The organism is Amycolatopsis sp. Poz14, from assembly GCF_006704225.1.
Taxonomy (GTDB): domain Bacteria; phylum Actinomycetota; class Actinomycetes; order Mycobacteriales; family Pseudonocardiaceae; genus Amycolatopsis; species Amycolatopsis nivea.
The window spans coordinates 508360-528570 of record NZ_JACLHD010000001.1 but is presented as its reverse complement, the minus strand read 5'-3'; the positions used below and the strand labels follow the sequence as shown (position 1 = coordinate 528570).

The following is a 20211-nucleotide window of genomic DNA, read 5'->3' as shown; positions in this document are numbered from 1 at the left end:
CACGTGCGCGATCAGGTCAGGGCGCCAGCCACAGCGTGACGAATTCCTTCTCGTCCGCTTGAGCGGCGGCGATGATCGCCGAATCTTCGAGCACCTGGTCGGACGGACCGTCGTCGGTGACCACCTTCAGCGTGTAGCCGAACGAGCGGTACCCGGCGAGCACGACGGCCGGGTCGTCGCCCAGTTCCGCGATCGCGCCCGGGTCGAACTCGCACACCACGTGCGGCCGGTCGCGGCGCAGCACCTCGGCCAGCCCCGCCAGCGCACGGTGGTCGCGGCCCTGCAGATCGACCTTCACCAGGCTGATCCGCTGTTCGGTCACCTCGGGCACGGAATCCAGCCGCACCGCCGGTACCTCGACGCCGGAACCGTCCACGGTGACCCGGTTGTCGCCGCTGTTGCCGGGGGTCGCCTGCGCGAGGTGCACGGTGCCGGGCTCGTCCCACGCGGCCGACTCGACCACGGTGACCAGTTCGCCCGCCGCCGCGGGCAGGTTGACCTCGACGTTGCGGCGCAGGTACGCGGCGTTGACCGGATCGGCCTCCACCGCGATCACCCTGGTCACTTCCGGCGTGGCCCGCAGCAGCCGCAGCGTGTGGTAGCCGACGTGCGCGCCGATGTCGAGAAACGCGCCGTCCGCCAGCGAAGCCATCAGCTCGGCCTCGCTGTCCTCCCAGGACCGGTGGAACAGGATCCACGGCAGCATGACCTCGTCGACCGGCATCAGCAGCGCGCCGACGTCGCACTGGACGACGTCCGCCCCGCGCGGCACCGGAGCGTGCCGGAGCCGCGCCGCGTCCCGCATCGCGCTGACGTCGAGGGTCACCCGCTGGATGGCCTTCTCGTCGGCGTCGAGCCGTTCGTCGCGCCGCGCGAACATCTTGTGCACGGTTCCCGCGGCGGCTTCGACCTCCGCGCCGACGCCGTCGTAGCCCTCGGCGAGCTTCGCCACGTCCGCTTCGAGATTGCGCAGCGCCAGGTCCGTTTCCGGAGCCTGCCGGCGCAGCTCGTTGACCGTGCCGCGCAACGCTTCGAGCCGTTCGCCGAGCGTGCGCGTGGACAGCGCGGCGCGGCGCGATTCGTCGATGTTGCGTTCCAGGCCTTCGATCCGGTCCAGCAACCGCCGGTTGCTGTCCTCGGTCGCCGCGAGCAGCGCACCCATCACCTGGCGCTGGTGCACGTCGTAGTGGTCGATCGCGCGCAGCACCGCCTTGCGCAGCGCGGGTGCGAGCGGCAGCCGCGACGGCGCGCTCGCTTCCGGACGCCAGCGCAACGCCTCGGTCGCCTGCTGCAGCGGGCTGAGCGGGTGCTCCGGTGGCGGGGTCGCGGCGCGCTGCCGCTCCTGCCACGTCTCGTGCGCCTGCTCCAGCTCACGCCGCATCCACTCGGCCGCGGTCGCCATCGACCGCTCGCGCAGGACGACCTCCCGCGCGCGCCGGCCGCGGGCGGTCGCCTCGTCCGGAGCGTCGGCGATCTGCACCATCGCGGCCGCGGCGGCGTTCAGATCGGGCTCCGCCCAGACCGCGTCGGCGTGGTACGGGTAGTTGCCCTCGCCGACCGGCACCAGCCGGTACGGGATCGGCCAGCCGGTGGACGCGTCGAGGAATTCCGTGGTGCTGGAGTAATCCGTCGAAATCACCGGCATCGCACGGGCCATCGCCTCGGCGACGGTGAGCCCGAAACCCTCGCTGCGGTGCAGCGAAACGTACGCGGTGCTGGTCTCGTACAGCTCGTGCAGTTCGGCGACGCTGAGGTAGCGCTCGACCAGTTCGATCCGGTCGTCGCCGCGGACCACCGCGCGCAGCCGTTCGGCGGCCTGCGGGTGCAGCTTCGCGTTGATCGCCTTGACGGTGAGCCGGACGTCCTCGCGCCCCGGGAACGCCCGCTGGAACGCTTCGACCGCGCCCCAAGGGTTTTTGCGCTCCGCGACGCTGTTGAAGTCGAACGCGAACAGGAACCGCACCGGCTCGCCCTTGTCGCGCGCGGGCGGTGACGGCTCGCCCGGATCGCGCACCGGCACCGGGATCGTCTTGACCGGGATCGTCGAATGCGCGGCGAACGCGCGACGGCAGAAGTCGCTGACCGTCCAGACCTCGTCGAGCATCCCGAACGCTTCGTGCTGCCACTGCGGGAAGTCTTCGAGTTCCCACGCCCACAGCCCGATCCGGTAACGCCCGGCGCCGACCTCGGGGTGGTTGGTCAGGATCGTGCGCGTCTGGTCCGCGTTCACCGCGAACACGCTGACCGGGAACCGCGGATCGCCGACCGTCGCGGGCCGCTCGATGCCGGTGCGGTTCGAGACCGCCTTCTCCTCCAGCACGGTGGCCACCGGCACACCGCCGGTTTCGATCGCCTCGAGCACGATCCGGCCCATCTCGCCGAGCCCGAGCTCCGCGGTCAGGTAGCCGAGCAGGTTCACGCCGAACTCGTCGTGCGGCGGACGGGTCGAGACCGGTTCGGACGGCAGCGCCCACTCCGGCAGCCCGGCCTCGGAGACGCCGGATCCGGCGCACCAGTGCCGGAAGCCGTCCGCGTCGTCGCCGTAGGGGTGCGGGAACGCCATCTGCAGGTCGATCCGCGACGCCCAGATCGCGTGCGTCAGCCGGTTCAGCCCGGCCGCGGCCTGGCCCTGGTCCTCCGGCGTGGCGAGCCATTCGCGCAGCGCGAGCCCGCCGTCCTCGGCGTACGCGTGCGGCGGCGCGGGCTTCTTCTTGCGCTCGGCCTTGATCCAGCCCTCGCGGAAAACGCGCCGCGCGAGCTTCGGGACCGGCGTGCCGTCCTGGAAGTCCTTGAAGCCGTACGGAATCGAGTCGAGCGACTCGGCGTACCCCGCTTCGCGCAGCTTCGTGCCGTACGAATCGCAGATCGCGCGAAGGTCGTCGTTGTGCGACAGCAGCACCCGCGGCTTGCGCGCGCAGTGGAAGCTCAGCAGCCACGGCTTCTCCGGCCGGTAGCCGCTGAAGTGGAAGAACCGCAGCTTCGCGCCGCCCGCGGTCAGTGCGCCGTCCTTGTCACGGCCGATCGGCCGCTCGTGGAGGTTCCAGTACGCGACGTCGAATCCGGGGTCGGTGACGACGTGGTGCCGGAACAGCGACGGCACCTGGTCGACCCAGCGCTGGTCGGTGAACAGCTGCTGCTCGGGCGCGACGATCGCGTCGTGGCGCAGCCTGCCCGCCCAGAAGTCGAGGAACGGCCCGGCGCCGCGGCCGACGCCGATGAAGCCGAGGTTGAACATGCCGGTGCCCATGATCACCGCGTCGTCCGGCTCCATGCCGTCCTGCGGCAACGGGGTCAGGAAGTGCGGCGCGAGCACGATGTCGTGCTCCTGGGCGAGTTCGGCGACCTCGGGGATCGGCGCGAACAGCTCGATGTCCGGGTCGAGGTAGATCGCCGCCTCGGACTCTTTCAGCAGCTCGCGCAGCAGGTACGGCTTGACCGACGTGGCGAGTTCGGTGACCGAGTACGCGGTCGCCATCCGCAGGTAGTCGTCCTCGTCGATGCCGAACGCGGCCGGGCCGACGACGGTGAGTCCGTCGCCGGCCCGGTCCGACTGATCGCGCGGGGCGTCGATGACCGCGATGACGAAGCGGCCGCCCGGATGGTGCTCGAGGTAGGAGCGGGCCAGCACGCGCGCCGCGGGCACGTAGTTGCGGGCGACGATCGTGCAGGCGGTGGTCCCGGGCTCAGGCATCGGCGGTCAGCACCGTGAGCTGCTGGTTCAGCGCGGTGGTGAAGTCGGTGGAGGTCTGGCTCTTGCCGGACACCTCGACGCGGACGACCACGTTCCCGTGCGCGTAGTGCCCGCGCGACTGGGCCGACTGGCCTTCCTTCGCGTCGATCGAGGTCGCGTACACGCCGTTCGGGGCGGTGGTGTCGCGCTTGGCCCCGTTCGTGACCTGGACCTCCATCAGCTTCTCGGCCGCGGTCTTCGCCGCGGTCGGGCTGCTGGCCTGGGCGAGGAACAGCGTGATCAGGTTGCCGTCTTCGAGGTGGTACACGACGAACTTGACCTTGGACACGCCCGCCGCCTGGTAGGCGCTCAGTTCCTGCGGGTTGAGGTACTTCAGCGTGTCGACCTGCGAGAACGACGTGATGTCGTCGTGCGTCTCGGCCTTGCCCGGCATGGTCGCGACGCCGAGCGGGTCCGGCGGCTTCGGGGCCGAGGACGGACCGGGCTGGTGCTGCGCGGTGGTCTGCTCGGTGCCGCCGCCTCCGCTGTCGCGGCCCCACAGCCAGTACGCGCCGAACGCGATGCCGGCCAGCACGATGACGGCGCCGACGATCGCGCCGATCTTCTTGCCGTTGCTCTTCTTCGGCTTGTCGCTGAAGTACTCCGGACCCTGGCGGACCCATTCGGAGTCGCCACCGGACGGGCCGAGCGGCGGGAGATCGCCGCCGCCCCACGGCGGGGTCTGGTCGCTCTCGGCGGCGTTCCACGGCTGCTGCTGCGGGAAGCCCCCGGGCGGCGAGGACGGCGTGCCCTGCGGGAACCCGCCGGGCGGGGAGTAGTGCGCCTGCGGCTGGTGCTGCTGCGGCTGCACCACCTGGGTGCGCTCGGGACCGGCGTCCGCGGGCGGCTGCTGGGTCTGCCACGACTGGACGACCTGAGTGCGCTCGGCGCCGCCGTCGGCGGGCGGCTGCTGCGGAGCCTGCGGCTGCTGCTGCGGGACGCCTCCAGGCGGGCTGACCGGCGCGATCACCTGGGTCGAGTCCGCGCTCTGGTTCTGCGGCGGGGCGGGCTGGTCCTGCTGGCCGACGGCCGAGGACAGCACCTGATCACGCCGGATGCGATAGTCGTCCGCGGACAGTCGCCCTGACGCGAGCTCCTCGTCCAGCCGGCGCAGCTCCTCCTGCCAGGACACCAGGGCCCCCCTTATCTGTCGGCATGGCGACGGTCAATGCGTCGTCGCTACCCGATTGTGTGTGACGACGTGGACATTGTGCACGGGTCCGACCCCGCGTGACCTGGCGGGTGGCCTTGTGCGCCGGGGCGTGTTCAGCCGGCGGGCAGCGCGGCCGCGACCTTCGCGCGGATCTCTTCCATCCGCGAGCGCAGCACCGCCGGATCCTGGCCGACCGGGCCCGACACGCCGATGCCGACCGACACGCCGCCCGAGGTGTACCAGAAGGCCATCACGCGTCCGGCCGGGCTGCTCCCGGTGTAGAGCAGATCGGTGGCCGCCGGGCCGAGCGGGCTGCTGTCGAACCCGCCGGTGACGAGGTTCTGCCGCAGCCCCTGGACGAGCTGACCGGCCTGCGCCTTGGACGGCGCCGGGACCGCGATGAGCGTCGTGCCGCCGTCGGTGCCCGCGTAGGCGTGGTAGACGAGCTGATCCGCGCCCGCCGCGCGCATGAGGTTCGCGTCGGCGTCGGAAACGGCCTTGGCCTGGACCGCCTTGTCCAGCGCCATGGTCGAGTTCTCCGGGTTCGGCGTGCCCGGCAGCGTGGGCAGCTTGTCCTCGAGCGACGCCGGCTGGGTGTTCGGTGCGGACGACGCGGCGGGCGGCTGCGCGGCCGTGTCGTTCGAGTCGTTCTTGTTGCCGAGGAACCAGATGCCGCCGACGACCAGCGCCAGCACCACGAGCACGGCCAGCGACAGGAACAGCCAGGTCGGCTTGCCGCGGCGAGGCTTGGCGTCGTCCTCCCAGAGCCGGCGCGGCTCCGGCTGGCCGTTCGCCGGGATCGCGCCGAAGACCGCGGTGGGCCGGTCGTCGGCGGGGCTGGGCGCGGTGGTCGGCCGGTCGGTGGAGAACGGGGTGCCCGGGGTGTGCGAGAAGGCGGGCTGCGGCTTTTCGGCCGACGGGACCGCGGCCCCGGAATTCAGGAACGATTCGACCGCGGGCGGTTCCGGCGCGGGCATCGCCGGGTTGGTGCTGGCCCATCCGACGACCGGCTGTTGCTGCTGCTGACCCGGTTGCTGCTGGCTCGGCTGTTGCTGCTGGCCGGGGGTGTGCCACTGCACGGGAGCGACGCCCGGCCAGGTCCCCGGCTGGGCGGGCAGCTGCGGCTGCGGCTGGTGCGGCGGAGGCGGTCCGGCTTGGCCCGGCGGCTGCGTGACCGGGGTCTGCGGCTGGGCTGCCGGGCTCTGCGGCGAGGTGGCCGGGCTCTGCGGCTGTGAGAAGAGGGGAGCTGCCGCGTCGGTCGTGGCTGCTGAGTTTGGCGCAGCCGCCGGGCTGGTGGTGGCTGCTGAACTCGTCGTCGCAGCTGAGTTGGCGGCGGGCTGCTCGGGTGCCGCAGTGCCTCCGGGCGGGGTGCCCAGCCGGAGCGTGCTCGTCGGGTCGTGCTCCGGCATCGTCGCCACGACCTGCGTAGTGCTGGCGCTGTTGTCGACGGAAGCACCCTGGGCCGGGGTGCCCGCGCTGCCAGTGGAGGTGCTCGGCTCCGCTGCCGCCGGTCTGTCCGATCCGGCAGGCGTAGCGGTGGTCTGGGCGGCCGGTGTGCTCCAGGTGGGTGACTCGCTCGCCGGCGGCGCGTCCTGCCGCAACGGCGACGCCACTGGCGAAGCCGCCCCGCCGCCCGACGCCTCGGCGAGCAGTTCGTCGCGCTGGCGGCGGTGTTCGGCGTGTCCGAGGCGGCCGGCGGCCAACTCCGCGTCCAAGCGCCGGAGCTCTTCCTGCCAGCTCATCACGCAACCCCCTGTCACCGGTTCGGGCGACAGTGTTCCACGCGCTCTGGCTCCGTGGGGCTCAGGTGCACAAGATCAGCCCAGATCACGCGCCCGCTTCGCGAGACCGCCAGGAAAACCGGCGGGTCCGTACGATCGGGAGCATGTCCTCCGCGCGCGGTGCGCTCGCCGCCCTTGCCGTGGATCGGCTCGCCGGTCTCGACATCACCGCTGCCGAACTCGTCGAGGCCGGGGCGCGGGCCGTCGGCGAGGGCCTCGACGCGCCCTCCCTTCCCGAACTGGCCGCCCTCGACCACCGAAACCACCAAGCGGTTTCCGCCGCCTTCTCGCACGTGGTCGAGGAGCTGGGCATCGAACTCCCGGCCGACGCCACCGCGGCCCAATGGCAGCTGCTCGGCGAACACCTCGGCGAGATGGTGCGCGGCGACGTCCGGCTCGCTGTGGCGGCGAAGAGCGTCAAAGCCCTCGACGGACGGCTCGGCCATCCGGTCGCGCTCGCCGAGCTGCGGCAGTGGCTGGCGATGCTCGCGACCTGGATTCCCACCGATGTCACGCCGGTCAGCTACTGCGAGGACCAGGTTCTGCAGCAGGCGCGCGCGGTACTGGCGGGTCCGTGGCCGCCGGTCACCCGTTAAGCGGCAAAAACTGTCGTACATATGTTCTAAAATTAGCCGTGTACTGGGGAAACCATCCATCGGAAGGCGGCCGCCCATGACCAGTTCTCAGTCGGCATACGTCACGCTGCCCACATTCGTCGGGTACAGCGCCAGCAAGGGCCCGTCGCGTTCGTCGTTCGTCCGCAGGCAGCGCCGGCTGTACGAGGACCCGGCCCGGGCGGCGTTCAACTACTACCGGCGCGCGGCGAACGCGGTGCGGGCCGGCCGGGCGGCGCGGCAGGACGAGGTGGCGATGCGCGCGCTGGTCAACAACGCCGACGAGCGCACGCGTCCGCATTACGCCGCCATCGCCGAGGGCTGGCTGCGTTACCTCGGCAGGCGCGATCCGAAGCTGATCGAGGTCGGGCGGGCGCGGTTCGCGCTCGGCGAGCTGGAGATCGGCATCAGCCCGCAGCTGGGGCTGCGGAAGTCGAACGGCCGCCGGTTCGCCACCTGGCTGTACTTCAAGGAGGAGCCGCTCACCCGGGACGCCGCGCAGCTCGCGTTGTGGCTGCTCACCGAGGGCATGCCGGATCTGCTGCCGGGCGGGGAGGCGCTGGTCGTGGACGTGCGCCGGGCGAAGGAGTTCACCTTGTCGGCGCGGGACCGGGAGCGGCTGCGGCCGTGGGCGTTCAGCGAGGCGTCGGCGTTCGTCACGCTGTGGCGCGCCGCATAACTGCTCCGTGCATGACCGGCACGGGTCTCGGGTAAGGAACCTGCGGACCGGGCGCTGTTTTCCCGGTCCGCGGGCCACCCGGTCGAGTGACAGCTTGGCGCTCGGCTCCGGTGGACTGGACAATCCCGGTCCCGGACACGAAGCTTTCGGCAGTTTCGAGCCCGGCCGATGACTTCGAGGTCGACAAGTGAACGCTGCTGCAGCCTGGGAGCCGCTCTCGCGAGTGGCTGACGAACCCGCTTGGTATTGGGTGCACGACAAGCTCAGGTTCTGGCCGAGCACCTTCGCGCACGATTGGCCCGGCTTCCATGAGCCGAGCCCGTCGGCTGCCTGGGATCTCTCCACCGGCGAGTACGACCGCGCCTCGGCCGAGTTCCGCCTCGGCCCGTACGCGGTGGAAGAGCACGACGTGGCCCGTGCCGTGCTGGCCGCGCTCCAGGAGGTCACCGCCGAGGACGACTGGCTGTGGGTCCTGCATTGGCAGCACCAGTCGTTCAAGTTCTGGCCGCACCGCATGCAGCAGAACGCACCGTGGCCGGTCTCGGTCTTCCCGCGCGGCGACTACCACCTGTTCCTCGCCGCCGATTTCAGCTACGGCACGCTCGGCCACCCGTGGGAACGCACCCTGTGCGTCTTCGGCGAAAACTTGCTCCCCGCGGTCGAAAAGCACGCCGACGGCATCCTCACGAATCAGCTCCGCCGGGACGGCCAGCCCTCTGCGCTGACCCGCTGATCACCGCCGCTGCTACCGTCACGCACGTGTTCGAATACCACGGCTGGGTGACCATCGCCGCCACCGCGACCGGCGACGACGACGCAGCTCTGCTGGAGCGCCTGGTGGAACGGGTCCACCGCTCGCTGAACAACACGACCATGCTGGACCTGGTAGACCTCCGCTGGAGCTCGGGCCTCCCCATGCTCCATCTGGGTGGTCTGGACAAACACGGCGGAGCCATCACCCCGCAACTGCTGGAAACCTTCGCCCGAGTAGGAGAACTGGCCCCAGGCTCCTACGGCCTCCTGCACATCTGGGACGACCAACACCCAGAACACGACAACGAGTTCCAGGTGTACCGAATGGCAAGAGGCCAACTAACGGAACAAAAAGACGAACACCTGTCCCCCATCGCCCCCACAGTCCTAGACACCTACGAGCTCTAGCGACAGACAGGCACGCGCCTTCTCGCTTGCTCCCAAGCTACAAAGCCGCCCACCCACCCAACCGCAGCCGGTGGCACCGCGGGGGTCCGGGGGGCTCGGCCCCCCGGGTAATACGGCGAAACCCCCGTATCCACGCTTTTTGTGGATACGGGGGTTTCAGGGTTGAGCGGATGACGGGATTCGAACCCGCGACCCTCACCTTGGCAAGGTGATGCGCTACCAGCTGCGCTACATCCGCGTTAACCGCTTGGTGCTCGGTGTTGAAGACACTCTATACCGTCGCCTCGGTGACACTTTCGGGGGCCCCGTTATTGGCGTGGACCTGCTGAGATGTGGTGCTTGCGCGTCACGTCGAGCGCACAAGGGGTGACGACGGGCGCTCTGCTCCGTATGGTGTCCCCAATCGACTTCAGTGGTGAGTCCTTCGGGGGAGGAGGTGCCTTGCCGGATGACCGAGCTGGGCACGGCGCCGCCACCAGCGGCCTCGGAATCCGACGAGCAGGCACTTTTGAAGCGGCTGCGCGACGGCGAGGATGCCGCGTTCGGGGAGTTGTTCGAGCTGCATGCCGCGGCCGTGCGCAGATTGGCGCAGAGTCTGGCGGCGGATCGTTCCGAAGCTGAAGACATCACCGCGGAGACTTTCTTCCGCGTGCTGCAGGCGTTGCGCCGCGGCGCGGGTCCGCGGGATTACATCCGGGCTTATCTGCTGACGGTCGCGCGCCGGGTGTCGTGGGAGTGGCATGGCGCTCGGCGCGATGTCCCGGTGACTGACGACGAGTTGACGTTCCGGGCGGGCGCCGGGGTGGACACGCCCGCGCGGACGGCTGAGCACACGTTGATCACGACGGCGTTCACGAGTTTGCCGGAGCGGTGGCGGACGGTGCTGTGGCAGACCGAGGTCGAGGGCGAGCAGCCGGCGATGGTGGCTCCGCATTTCGGCTTGTCGGCGAACGCGACGGCGGCGTTGGCGCGGCGGGCGCGGCAGGGGTTGCGGGCGGCGTATCTGCAGGCGCATTTGTCGGTGAACCGGGGTCCGGAGACGTGCCGCGCGGTGGTGGAGAAGCTGGGCGGGTTCACCGCGGGCAGTGTCACCGGCGCGGAGGCGGAGCGGATCAAGGCGCATTTGCTGGGGTGTCCGTCGTGCCGGGCGACGCAGGACGAGCTGCGGGATGTGTGTTCGTCGTTGCGAGCGCATGCCGGGGTGCTGGTGCTCGCGGTTCCGGCGCTGGCCGGGGTCGGCAAGGCCGCTGGCGCGGTCGCGACGGTGAAGAGCGTGGTGTTCGGCTCGAAGGTGAAGGTCGGGCTGGCGCTGGCGTCGACCGCGGCGGCGGGTGCGGTGAGTTTGACCGCCGGTCCGCTGGTGTTCGGGTCGCATCCGGTGCAGGACGTCGGGTTGGGCGGGGGCGCGCCGGAGCTGGCGTTGCAGCCGCCGCAGCCGCCTCCGCCGCCGGCGCAGCAGGGTCCGCGGGTCATTTCCGGGCAGCTGAACGGCAGCGCGCGGCCCGCGCACGTGGGGGTTCATCCGGGGGTTTCGCAGCATTTGGGCGTGGCCGAGGTGCCGCATTTGCCGCCGGTGCATCAGGCGGCGTCCGGGGAGCAGTCCTCGTCGGCGTCGGATTCGGCTGGGTCGACTGGTTCGACGCCGCGGGATGATCTTCCGAGCCAGGACGGCAGTCGTACGGAGTCGCCGATGACGAGCCGGTCTTCGAGCACGGAGTCGCGGTCGGATCTGGACACGTCCACGAACTCGTCGAGCCCGGGCGTCCTGAGCACGACGACGGACGACACGAGTCCTTCGTCGTACGCTCCGCCGCCCTCCTCGTACGTGCCTTCGCCGGATTCGTACGTGCCGCCGTCGGTCACGACCACGCCGACCGGGTCGCGGCACGACGCATCTGCTGCTCCGCGGTCTTCCAGCTCGGCTGAGTCGTCCGACTGCCCGAAGTCTTCCAAGCCGGTCGAGTCGACCAAGTCTTCGAAGTCCGCCGAGTCCTCGAAGTCGGCCAAGACGGACTCCACGTCCGGGAACGATGTCACCGGTTCGGCCGATTCCTCAGCGGACGCAAGCTCCCGAACAGCCAAAACCCGGCAAACCGCCAGTAACTCTCAGTGAGCGCCTCGCGCTGGACGGCACGGTCACGGTAACGTTGAGCGAGTTCGACGTCGCCCGGGAGGCAACAGGATGAACCGGCTGGTGCGCGGCGAAGACGGTCGCCATTGGGTGGTCCGTGCCCAGATGGAGTGGCGGGCTCCTGCCACCGCTGACGATTTCGAACACGACGTCGCGGGCAGTTACGGACCTGGCATCGCGATGATCGTGGTCATGGGGTTCCTGGTGATCGCGCTGGTGGTCTGGACCCCGGATGTCGTGAAGGTGCCCGCGTGGGTGCTGCTGGCGTTGCTGCTGGTGGTGTTGTTCTTCCCGCTGCGGTGGATCCTGCGCCGCCCGTGGACGGTGGTCGCCGAGACCGAGGGCGACGTCGCGGGCGACCGGCCGTCGGAGCGCTGGGTCGGCACGATCCGCGGCATGTTCACCGTGTCCGGCGAGGTGAAGCGGATCTCGAAGACGATCCAGAGGCATTCGCTGCCGGACTTCGACGGTCCGCTGCACCCGGTCGAATAGACCTGGCCGGAACCGGGCCGGCGCGCGAGACTGGTGCCATGCCCGAGTTGCCCGAGGTCGAAGCACTGGCCCACCACCTGCGCGAACACGCCGTGGGAAGCACCGTTTTCCGGCTCGACGTCGCGTCGCTGAGCGTGCTGAAGACCGCGGTGCCGCCGTACACCGAGCTGCACGGCCGCGAAATCACCGACGCGACTCGGCACGGCAAGCATCTGGATGTCGTGCTGGGCGATTTGCACCTGGTGGTGCACCTGGCGCGCGCTGGCTGGCTGCGCTGGTCGGACGGGCTGTCCCCGGCTCCGTTGAAGCCGGGCAAGGGGCCGATCTCGCTGCGGGTGCATCTGGAGTCGGCTTCCGGTCCTGGCTTTGATCTCACCGAGGCGGGGACGAAGAAGGGCCTGGCGGTGTGGATCGTCGCGGACCCGTCCGAGGTGGCGAGCGTGGCGCGGCTGGGGCCGGACGCGCTGGCGATTGACGCTTCGCAGTTGCGGGAGTTGTTCCAGGGGAAGGGGACTCGGCTGAAGTGGGCGTTGACTGATCAGTCGTTGATCGCGGGGATCGGGAACGCTTATTCGGACGAGATCATGCATCGGGCGAAGTTGTCGCCTTATGCGACCGTGGGGAAGCTGGACGAGGGCGCGTTGGAGGTCCTGGCCGAGGCGATCCGCGAGGTGGAGACGGACGCTGTCTCGCGGTCGGTGGGGCAGAAGGCCGCGCGGTTGAAGGGAGAGAAGCGGTCTGGGCTGCGGGTGCATGCTCGGACTGGGCTTCCTTGCCCGGTTTGCGGGGATACTGTGCGGGAGATTTCGTTTGCGGATAAGTCGTTTCAGTATTGCGCGACTTGTCAGACTGGCGGGAAGCCGTTGGCTGATCGGCGGATGTCTCGGTTGTTGAAGTAGTTCTGCGTCTGTTGTGGGCGGCTCGTCGCCTGGCGGCGACATTGCGCCCCTTGGTTGCGTGGGGCACCCCGAAGCTTGATTGTGATGACGGTCTGGGGGTGCTTGTCAAGGCGGGAAAGATGCCTTGACAAGCACCCCCAGACCGCATTTTGGCTTCGTATCGGGGTGCGGGGGTGGTGTGGGTGCACCGATCGTTGGGTGCGTCGGCTGCGGTTGGTTCTCTGAATGCTTCGACGTCCGCATCGCGGGGCGTGGCGGCCACGGAGAAGCTTCGCGGCGGGTGGTGGGGCACCTGGTCTCGCGAGTGAAGGGCTACTCCGGAGGGTTTCTCGGCGTGCTTCGCGCCAAGATCATCGCGGTGTCGTGAGGTCTCAGAGGGTTGTGCGGGAGCTACGCGGGTTGGGAGGGGCGTAGCGCGGGTGTCGTGAGGGGCCCCTTCAGGGAATCAGATTCCGTGAGGGTTCCCCTCACGACACTTGGCCGCACGCTCCGCGTGCGAGAAGCCGCTGGCGAGGCGGCCAGCACTCGGCATCGCCGGGAGGGCCGCCTCCGGGCCCGAATCGCCGGGAGGGCTGTCCGCGGTCGCCAGGAGAGCTGCCCCGGGTCCGAATTGCCGGGATGGCCGCCCGTGATTGCCAGGAGAGCTGCCCCGGGGCCCGAATCGCCGAGGGGGGGTGCCAGGCGAGCAGCCCGGGGGTCCGAATTGCCAGGAGGTCCGCCCGCGTTTGCCAGGACAGCCGCTCCGGGGCCCGAATTGCCGCGAAGGCCGCCCCCAGTTGCCAGGACAACCGCCCCCAGGCCCGACTTGCCAGGAGGGCAGCGCCGAGCCATTGCCAGGAGAGCCGCACCCCTGGCCCAAATTGCCGGAAGGGCCGCCCCGCGAATCCATCCCGAAACCACCAAGAACCCTCATCCGCACTAGCAAGCAATGAAGGGTCCCTTCACTCCTAACCGTCCGTAGTCATGAAGGGTCCCTTCACTCCACCCATTGGCGACCCACAGCCACCGCCACCACTCGAATGGCGCAAGATCCTCACGCTCACCGGGAGTGACGGTAGGGTTTGCCCACTCTCGGCGTCGCTACTGGACAGAAAGTGGGGAGCAGACCTTGCACCCGGTCGGTCGAGCGCAGAGCATGGACGTCGTGTCCGACTTCCCCTATGCGCTGGTCGTCCCGTGGGTTCTGGTCGGCATCCTGGTGATCGTGGTGCTGGTCCTCGCCTTCCGGGCGCGCCGGCCCAAGGGGGTCATCCAGGACGCCGTTCTCCAGGCCGTTCACCGGATGTCCAAGGCCACGCCCAACTTGCGGGCGGGGCTCGACGAGGAGGCCGCCAACCGGATGACGGCGGAGCTGCTCGAGGTGCTCGATTGTCTCGCCGTCGGCATCACCGACAGTGAAGGCACGCTGCTGTCCTGGGCGGGCGAGGCCACCGATCATTACCTGGACGTCGTCGAGGACATCGGGACCGCGTTGCGCAAGCACCGGCGCGCCGTCGCTGATCACAACAAGATGCCCTGCAATCACCGGGGCACCTGCAAGATGAAGACCGCCGCGATCGTTCCCATTCTTGTTGAGGGCGAGGCCGAGGCGACGCTGATCGTCGTCGGGCGCACGCGCGGCAAGCTGGTGCAGATGGCTGAGGCGGTGGGCCAGTTCGTCTGCACGCAGTTCGAGCTCGCGCGGCTTGAAGAATCGCGCAATCAGCTGCAGCAGGCGGAAATCAAAGCACTGCGCGCGCAGATCTCGCCGCACTTCGTCTACAACGCGCTCAACACCATCTCCGCGCTCATCCGCACCGATCCGGAGGAAGCGCGCGAACTCCTCCAGGACTTCGCGGACTTCACGCGCTACTCGTTCCGCACGTCCGGCATGTACACCACGCTCGCCGAGGAACTGCGCAACATCGACCGCTACCTGACCATCGAAAACGCTCGATTCGGCGGCCGGCTCGAGGTGCGGATGAAGATCGCGCCCGAGGTGCTCAGCGTCGTCGTGCCGTTCCTGATCATTCAGCCGCTTGTCGAGAACGCCGTCAAACACGGTCTGGCCAGCAAGCCGAGCGGCGGGTGCGTCACGGTGATCGCGCGGGACGACGGGCACGAAGCGCTGATCACGGTCGAGGACGACGGCATCGGCATGGACCCGCGGCAGCTCACCGATCTGCGCAACGCGCACCGCACCGGCGCGCACGTCGGGCTCGGCAACATCAACCAGCGCATGCGGCAGGTGTTCGGCGAGGATTACGCGCTCACCGTCGAAACCGCGCCGGGGGCGGGGATGAAGGTCGCGTTGCGGGTGCCGAAGTTCAAGCTCGGCGTGCGGCCGAACATGCCGGACTACTCCGCTGACGTGCCGCAGCAGCCGATGGCTCCGGTCGAGCCGGCACCGGAACCCGACGGAGTGCACGGCTCGCGTTCGGGAATGCTGCCCGCGCACTGAACTGGTTAGCCTGGGCAGATGAGCGTGACCGACAAGCTGACTTCCCGCCTTCCCATGCTCGGCGACCGGGGCGACCGCAAGGACGTGGTCGCCGTCGTGAAGCTGCACGGGGTGATCACGCCGTCGCCGTCGCCGCTGGCTCGCGGTGCGATCAACCTCGGCGCCGTCGAATCCGCGCTCACCAGGGCGTTCGCGCACGATCGGCTCAAGGCCGTCGCGTTGCAGATCAACTCGCCGGGCGGTGCGCCGACGCAGTCCGGACTGGTCGCGGAGCGGATCCGGCAGCTGGCCGACGAGAAAGGCGTGCCCGTCCTCGCCTTCGCCGAGGACATCGCCGCCTCCGGCGGGTACTGGCTGGCCTGCGCGGCCGACGAGATCTACGCGCACCGGACGTCCATGGTCGGCTCGATCGGCGTCATCAGCGGCGGGTTCGGATTCACCGGGCTGCTCGAACGCTTCGGCATCGAGCGCAGGCTGCACACCGCGGGCGCGAACAAATCGCGGCTCGACCCGTTCAGCCCGGAGAAGCCCGAGGACGTCGAGTGGCTGAAAAACATGCACAGCCAGCTGCACGAACTGTTCGTCGAATGGGTCAAGGAACGGCGCGGCGACCGGCTCACCGATTCCACCGATCTGTTCACCGGGGACGTCTGGCTCGGACAAAAAGCCGTCGACCTCGGGCTCGTCGACGGGCTCGGTTCGCTGCGCGAGATCGTCCGCAAGCGGTACCCGGACGCCGAGATTTCCGTGGCGGAGCCGAAGAAACCGCTGCTCGCCCGGCTCGGGATCGGGGCGCCCGCGGCGGCGAGCGCGCTGCTGGACGCGGTGACCACGAAGGCGGCCTGGTCGCGTTTCGGGCTCTGACCCGAGGTGAGCGGCGACTCCGGTACGCCACTCACAAGCGGTACTCTCGGCTGGGGTCTGGACAATGCACCTCGCAATCGGCAGGATGCGTCTCACTGTGAGTGCTCACGACGACACCCGGAAACTCATCGTCCTTGCCGTGGACGACGAGCTGGCCGGGCTGGACGAACTCAGCCACGGACTCCAGAACAACCCGCACATCCACCGCGTTTTCCAGGCCTCGGACGCCTCCGACGCGCTGCGGCTGTTCTCGCACGACGACCCGGAACTGGCTGCCCGGCGGGCAAGCGGCCTGCCGACGGTCGACGCCGTGTTCGCCGACATCGACATGCCCGGCCTGTCCGGCATGGAGATGTCGCGCGTGATCGCGGCGATGAACCCGTCGCCGGTACTGGTGTTCGTCACCGGGCACGCCGAGGAAGCGGTGAACGCGTTCGATCTCGGCGCGGTCGACTACGTCCTGAAGCCGTTCCAGCAGGACCGGCTCGACCGGTCGGTCGCGCGGGTGCGCGAGAAGCTGGCCACGGTCGCGGGCCCGCCCGCCGGCCAGGGCGGGGCCGAGCCGGTGAAGACCGACGACGAGGTCATCCCAGTCGAACTGGCGGGCACCACGAAGCTGATCCCGCGCTCGTCGGTCCGCTGGGTGGAAGCGCAGGGCGACTACGCGCGGCTGTTCACCACCGAGGGCAGCCACCTCGTCCGGATCCCGCTCGCCCAGCTGGAAGAACGCTGGGAGAAGGCCGGATTCGTGCGGATCCACCGGTCGTTCCTGGTCGCGCTGCCGCTGATCACCGAAATGCGGATGGGCCAGGGCGGCTACCAGGTCGTGATCGGCAACGAGGAGAAAGTGCTGCCGGTCAGCCGCAGGCACACCCGGGCGCTGAAGGACCGCATCGTCGGTTCCGGCCGGGGCGGCTAGCCGTCGATGTCCTCGCCCGAAGACCCCTACCACCGGCTCGAGAACGGGGTCCGCAAACCGGACCCGACGCTGGGCGTGCGGCCGGAGGACCGCGCGGTGGTCGAACCGGTGCCGCCCGCTCCCGAACCGGTCCCGCGCTCCAGCGAACCCGCGCACGTGCGGCCGAAACGGGAACGCGTGGTGCTCGCCGATTCGCGGCAGTCGTCGGCGCGGATGCGCGGGCGGGTCGAGCTGGAAGAACAGACCAGCTGGGGAAAACTGCTGGTCCGCGACCTGGTGAAGGTCCAGTTACGCACGTCGGTGTGGCTGGCGGTGCTCGTGCTGGTCGTGCTCGGGATGCTGCCCGCGCTGTTCTATTTCCTCCCCGCGGTCGCGCGGTTCACCGTGATCGGCATCCCGATCCCGTGGCTCGTGCTCGGCCTGCTTCCGTTCCCGTTCCTTTTCGCCGTCGGCCTCTGGTACAACCGGCTCGCCGAGCGGCACGAACGCGACTTCGTCGACATGATCGAGAACTGACCCGCGCGGGGGATGCGTTCGCTGGTGGCGGCGCGTCCCGGAAGCGTGCGGTCGTGCGAGGATTCACGCCGTGCAGCTGACCCCGTGGACGTTGACCGGCCTCGCGCTGGTCGCCTTCGCGACTTACTACCTTGGCTTCCGTTCGTCGCGCGGGGCCACCAGCACGCACGACTTCCTCGTCGCCCGCCGAACCGTGCGTTCCAGCCGCAACGCCGCGGCGATCTCCGGCGAATACCTGTCCGCGGCGTCGTTCCTCGGTGTCGCGGGCATGGTGCTCAAACAGGGCGCCGACGCGACCTGGTACCCGATCGGCTTCACCGCGGGGTATCTCGCGCTGATGCTGTTCGTCGCCGCGCCGCTGCGCCGATCCGGTGCGTACACGCTGCCGGACTTCGTGGAGGCCCGGCTCGGCTCGCGAGGCCTGCGCCGCTTCGCGACCGCGGGCGCGGTGTTCATCGGGATTCTGTACATGGTCCCGCAGCTGCAGGCCGCCGGGTTGACGCTCGCGCAGATCGTTCCGGTGCCGGCGTGGGCGGGTGCGCTGCTCGTCATCGTCCTGGTCGCGGTCAACGTGATCTCCGGCGGGATGCGCGCGATCACCGTGGTCCAGGCGTTCCAGTACTGGCTGAAGCTGTTCGCGATCGCCGTGCCGACTTTCGTGCTGTGCATGGTTTTCTTCGCCGGCGGCGGCCCGGGCGGCGTGCGTGCGCTCGGTGCGCCCGCGCCGCCGGTGTTCCCGTCGGACACCAAGGTGACGGTGCAGACCGACGTGACCGTGAAGGTCACCACCGAGACTTTCTTCTACGCACACGGCCACATCGACGACGGTCCCGCGGGCGGCATGGCGCGCTGGTCGCCGCTCGTGCCGCACAAGGTGTCCGCGGGGACGACGCTGGAATTCGCCGCGGGCACGCCGGTGCCGGTCGTGAGCGACGCGCCCACGTCGAACGACGCGTGGCTGCATCCGGCGTCGAACGGCATCACTGACCTGCTGCAGACGTACTCGCTGATCTTCGCGCTGTTCCTCGGCACCATGGGCCTGCCGCACGTGCTGGTCCGCTTCTACACCAACCCCGACGGCAAGGCCGCGCGCCGCACCACCGTGCACGTCCTGCTGCTGCTCGGGCTGTTCTACCTGTTCCCGACGATGCTGGGCGCGCTCTCCCGGATGTACGTGCCGCAGCTGCTGCTCACCGGCAACACCGACGCGGCCGTGCTGTTGCTGCCGACCGCGGTGCTGCCAGGCTGGCCAGGGCAGATCCTCGCCGCGGTGACGGCAGCGGGCGCGTTCGCGGCGTTCCTCTCGAGTTGCTCGGGCCTGCTGGTGAGCGTGGCCGGGGTGGTGTCGACGGACCTGCTGCCGGGCCGGGTCAAGGACTTCCGGGTCGCGGCGTTGCTGGTCGCGATCTGCCCGATGGCGCTCACGCTGATCTTCCGCACCGAGGACATCTCGCTCTCGATCGGAATGACGTTCGCGCTCGCCGCGTCGACGTTCAGTCCGCTGCTGCTGCTCGGCATCTGGTGGCGCAAGCTCAGCTGGCCGGGCGCGCTGGCGGGAATGGTCGTCGGTGGCGGGATGGTGCTCGGCGCACTGGCGTACAACATCGTGTGCGAGTACACCGGGGACAAGATGCCGTGGTTCACCATTCAGCCCGCGCTGATCTCGGTGCCCTCGGCGTTCCTGGCGACCTACGTGGTGAGCCGGCTGACCAGGTCCGGCCGCCCGGAACTGGTGAACGACATCATGCTGCGCCTGCACGCCCCCGACCCGCTCGGCCTGATGCGCGACCGCGCGGTCGCCCGGTTCGGCCAGGCCGACGAGAAACTGCGGGCCGGCCGGGGACGCCACCGCAAGGCTTAGCGGTTAGCGTTCCTCACACGCGTACAACGTCCTGACATGGGAGCATGGAACCTGTGGTGAGCCCTGCTGAAATTCCGACCGCTGAAGTCCGCGACCTGCCCGCGGACGTCGCACTGCTCGACGTCCGCGAGGACGACGAGTGGGCCGCCGGGCACGCCCCCGCCGCGGTGCACATCCCGCTCGGCGAACTGCCCGCGCGAGTCGGCGAACTCGCCGAATTCCCCGAGGACAACCCGGTCTACGTCATCTGCCGCTCCGGCGGCCGCTCGGCGCGCGCCGCGGCCTGGCTGAACGCGAGCGGCTGGGACGCGGTCAACGTCGCGGGCGGAATGGGAGCCTGGGCGCGCGAAGGCCGCCGCATGGTGAGCGAAAACCCCGACACTGAACCCGAGGTTCTCTGACGGATGCCTGCCCAGTCTGTTCCCGAGCCGCCGGAATCCTCGGATCCGGCGTCGTTCGTGCCTGGCTTCGGCCGGGACGAGGGGGACGGTGCCCCGCCGGTTGACGCTGGTCAAGGCGGGGTTGGGCACGGTTCTCCCGGCACTGGCACTGGCACCGGCACCGGGGCTGGGGTTGGGCACGTCGGGCCGGGCGCTCCGGCTGGCGGACCTGTCCCCGGTTGGGCTGGCTCGGTGCCGCAGTTCGGCGCGCAATCGCATTCTGGCCAGCCCAGCGGCGGGCAACAGGGTGCGCAGCCGTATCCCGGTCAGCAAGGTGGTGCCGCGCAGCCCGGGCAGCCCGGCATGGTGCCGCAACCCGGTGCCGCGCAGCCTGGAGAGCCGGGTCTGGCACCGCAGCCTGGTGCCGCATCGCATGGGCAACCGGGCCTGGCACCGCAGCCCGGTGCCGCATCGCATGGGCAACCGGGCCTGGCACCGCAGCCCGGTGCCGCATCGCATGGGCAACCGGGCCTGGCACCGCAGCCCGGGCAGCCAGGCCAGGCATCGCAGCTCGGCGAGCAGGGTGGTGCC

At 69.8% G+C, this 20211-nt stretch carries 16 protein-coding genes and 1 tRNA gene; 13 read left to right on the top strand and 4 right to left on the bottom strand.

All coding sequences use genetic code 11. The features are described from left to right. Nucleotides 1-16 precede the first annotated feature (16 nt). The 3 genes from FKO37_RS02745 to FKO37_RS02735 all read right to left on the bottom strand — a co-directional run bounded on the left by FKO37_RS02745 (nucleotide 17) and on the right by FKO37_RS02735 (nucleotide 6625). Complete coding sequence (locus FKO37_RS02745; protein ID WP_238603646.1) at nucleotides 17-3691, bottom strand: FkbM family methyltransferase; 3675 nt, start codon at nucleotides 3689-3691, stop codon at nucleotides 17-19. Further along, nucleotides 3684-4862: a hypothetical protein gene (locus tag FKO37_RS02740; protein WP_134727998.1), complete on the bottom strand. Its 1179-nt coding sequence runs from the start codon at nucleotides 4860-4862 to the stop codon at nucleotides 3684-3686. The genes FKO37_RS02745 and FKO37_RS02740 overlap by 8 nt, the downstream gene beginning before the upstream one ends. Nucleotides 4863-4996: 134 nt before the next feature. Then, nucleotides 4997-6625 carry a hypothetical protein gene (locus FKO37_RS02735; protein ID WP_238603645.1) on the bottom strand — a complete coding sequence of 543 codons (1629 nt, stop codon included), beginning with the start codon at nucleotides 6623-6625 and terminating at the stop codon, nucleotides 4997-4999. Between the two features lie 143 nt (nucleotides 6626-6768). On the opposite strand from FKO37_RS02735, the gene FKO37_RS02730 reads away from it, so the two are divergent. The 4 genes from FKO37_RS02730 to FKO37_RS02715 all read left to right on the top strand — a co-directional run bounded on the left by FKO37_RS02730 (nucleotide 6769) and on the right by FKO37_RS02715 (nucleotide 9118). After that, the gene (locus tag FKO37_RS02730; RefSeq protein WP_037806942.1) at nucleotides 6769-7260 is read left to right on the top strand and encodes a hypothetical protein; all 492 of its coding nucleotides are present in this window, start codon (nucleotides 6769-6771) and stop codon (nucleotides 7258-7260) included. Between the two features lie 76 nt (nucleotides 7261-7336). Continuing rightward, nucleotides 7337-7957, top strand: a complete 621-nt coding sequence (locus FKO37_RS02725) for a hypothetical protein (protein WP_037806945.1) — start codon at nucleotides 7337-7339, stop codon at nucleotides 7955-7957. A 223-nt stretch (nucleotides 7958-8180) separates the two neighbouring features. Further along, the gene (locus tag FKO37_RS02720) at nucleotides 8181-8690 is read left to right on the top strand and encodes a DUF2716 domain-containing protein (RefSeq protein WP_078870229.1); all 510 of its coding nucleotides are present in this window, start codon (nucleotides 8181-8183) and stop codon (nucleotides 8688-8690) included. Nucleotides 8691-8716: 26 nt separating this feature from the next. After that, a complete protein-coding gene (locus tag FKO37_RS02715) occupies nucleotides 8717-9118 on the top strand; it encodes an Imm7 family immunity protein (protein WP_238603644.1) in 402 nt (133 codons plus the stop codon). Between the two features lie 165 nt (nucleotides 9119-9283). On the opposite strand, the gene FKO37_RS02710 is transcribed toward FKO37_RS02715, so the two are convergent. Next, nucleotides 9284-9356, bottom strand: a tRNA-Gly gene (locus FKO37_RS02710). A 210-nt stretch (nucleotides 9357-9566) separates the two neighbouring features. Here FKO37_RS02710 and FKO37_RS02705 point away from each other — a divergent pair. From FKO37_RS02705 to FKO37_RS02665, 9 genes are all read left to right on the top strand, one after another. Beyond that, on the top strand, nucleotides 9567-11231 hold the full coding sequence (locus FKO37_RS02705; protein ID WP_134664526.1) for a sigma-70 family RNA polymerase sigma factor: 1665 nt from the start codon (nucleotides 9567-9569) through the stop codon (nucleotides 11229-11231). 69 nt (nucleotides 11232-11300) lie between these two features. Next, a complete protein-coding gene (locus FKO37_RS02700; RefSeq protein WP_009085725.1) occupies nucleotides 11301-11741 on the top strand; it encodes a DUF983 domain-containing protein in 441 nt (146 codons plus the stop codon). Between the two features lie 38 nt (nucleotides 11742-11779). Continuing rightward, a complete protein-coding gene (locus tag FKO37_RS02695; RefSeq protein WP_037806953.1) occupies nucleotides 11780-12640 on the top strand; it encodes a DNA-formamidopyrimidine glycosylase family protein in 861 nt (286 codons plus the stop codon). A gap of 1135 nt (nucleotides 12641-13775) precedes the next feature. Continuing rightward, nucleotides 13776-15080, top strand: a complete 1305-nt coding sequence (locus FKO37_RS02690; RefSeq protein WP_238603643.1) for a sensor histidine kinase — start codon at nucleotides 13776-13778, stop codon at nucleotides 15078-15080. Nucleotides 15081-15098: 18 nt separating this feature from the next. Further along, nucleotides 15099-15944, top strand: coding sequence for a S49 family peptidase (locus FKO37_RS02685; RefSeq protein WP_238603642.1), 846 nt, complete (start codon nucleotides 15099-15101; stop codon nucleotides 15942-15944). Nucleotides 15945-16029: 85 nt separating this feature from the next. Continuing rightward, the gene (locus FKO37_RS02680; RefSeq protein ID WP_037807605.1) at nucleotides 16030-16863 is read left to right on the top strand and encodes a LytTR family DNA-binding domain-containing protein; all 834 of its coding nucleotides are present in this window, start codon (nucleotides 16030-16032) and stop codon (nucleotides 16861-16863) included. 6 nt (nucleotides 16864-16869) lie between these two features. Continuing rightward, a complete protein-coding gene (locus FKO37_RS02675; RefSeq protein WP_037806959.1) occupies nucleotides 16870-17379 on the top strand; it encodes a hypothetical protein in 510 nt (169 codons plus the stop codon). A gap of 70 nt (nucleotides 17380-17449) precedes the next feature. Then, nucleotides 17450-19240 carry a cation acetate symporter gene (locus FKO37_RS02670; RefSeq protein ID WP_037806961.1) on the top strand — a complete coding sequence of 597 codons (1791 nt, stop codon included), beginning with the start codon at nucleotides 17450-17452 and terminating at the stop codon, nucleotides 19238-19240. A 44-nt stretch (nucleotides 19241-19284) separates the two neighbouring features. Beyond that, nucleotides 19285-19641, top strand: a complete 357-nt coding sequence (locus FKO37_RS02665; protein ID WP_238603641.1) for a rhodanese-like domain-containing protein — start codon at nucleotides 19285-19287, stop codon at nucleotides 19639-19641. Nucleotides 19642-20211 lie beyond the last annotated feature (570 nt).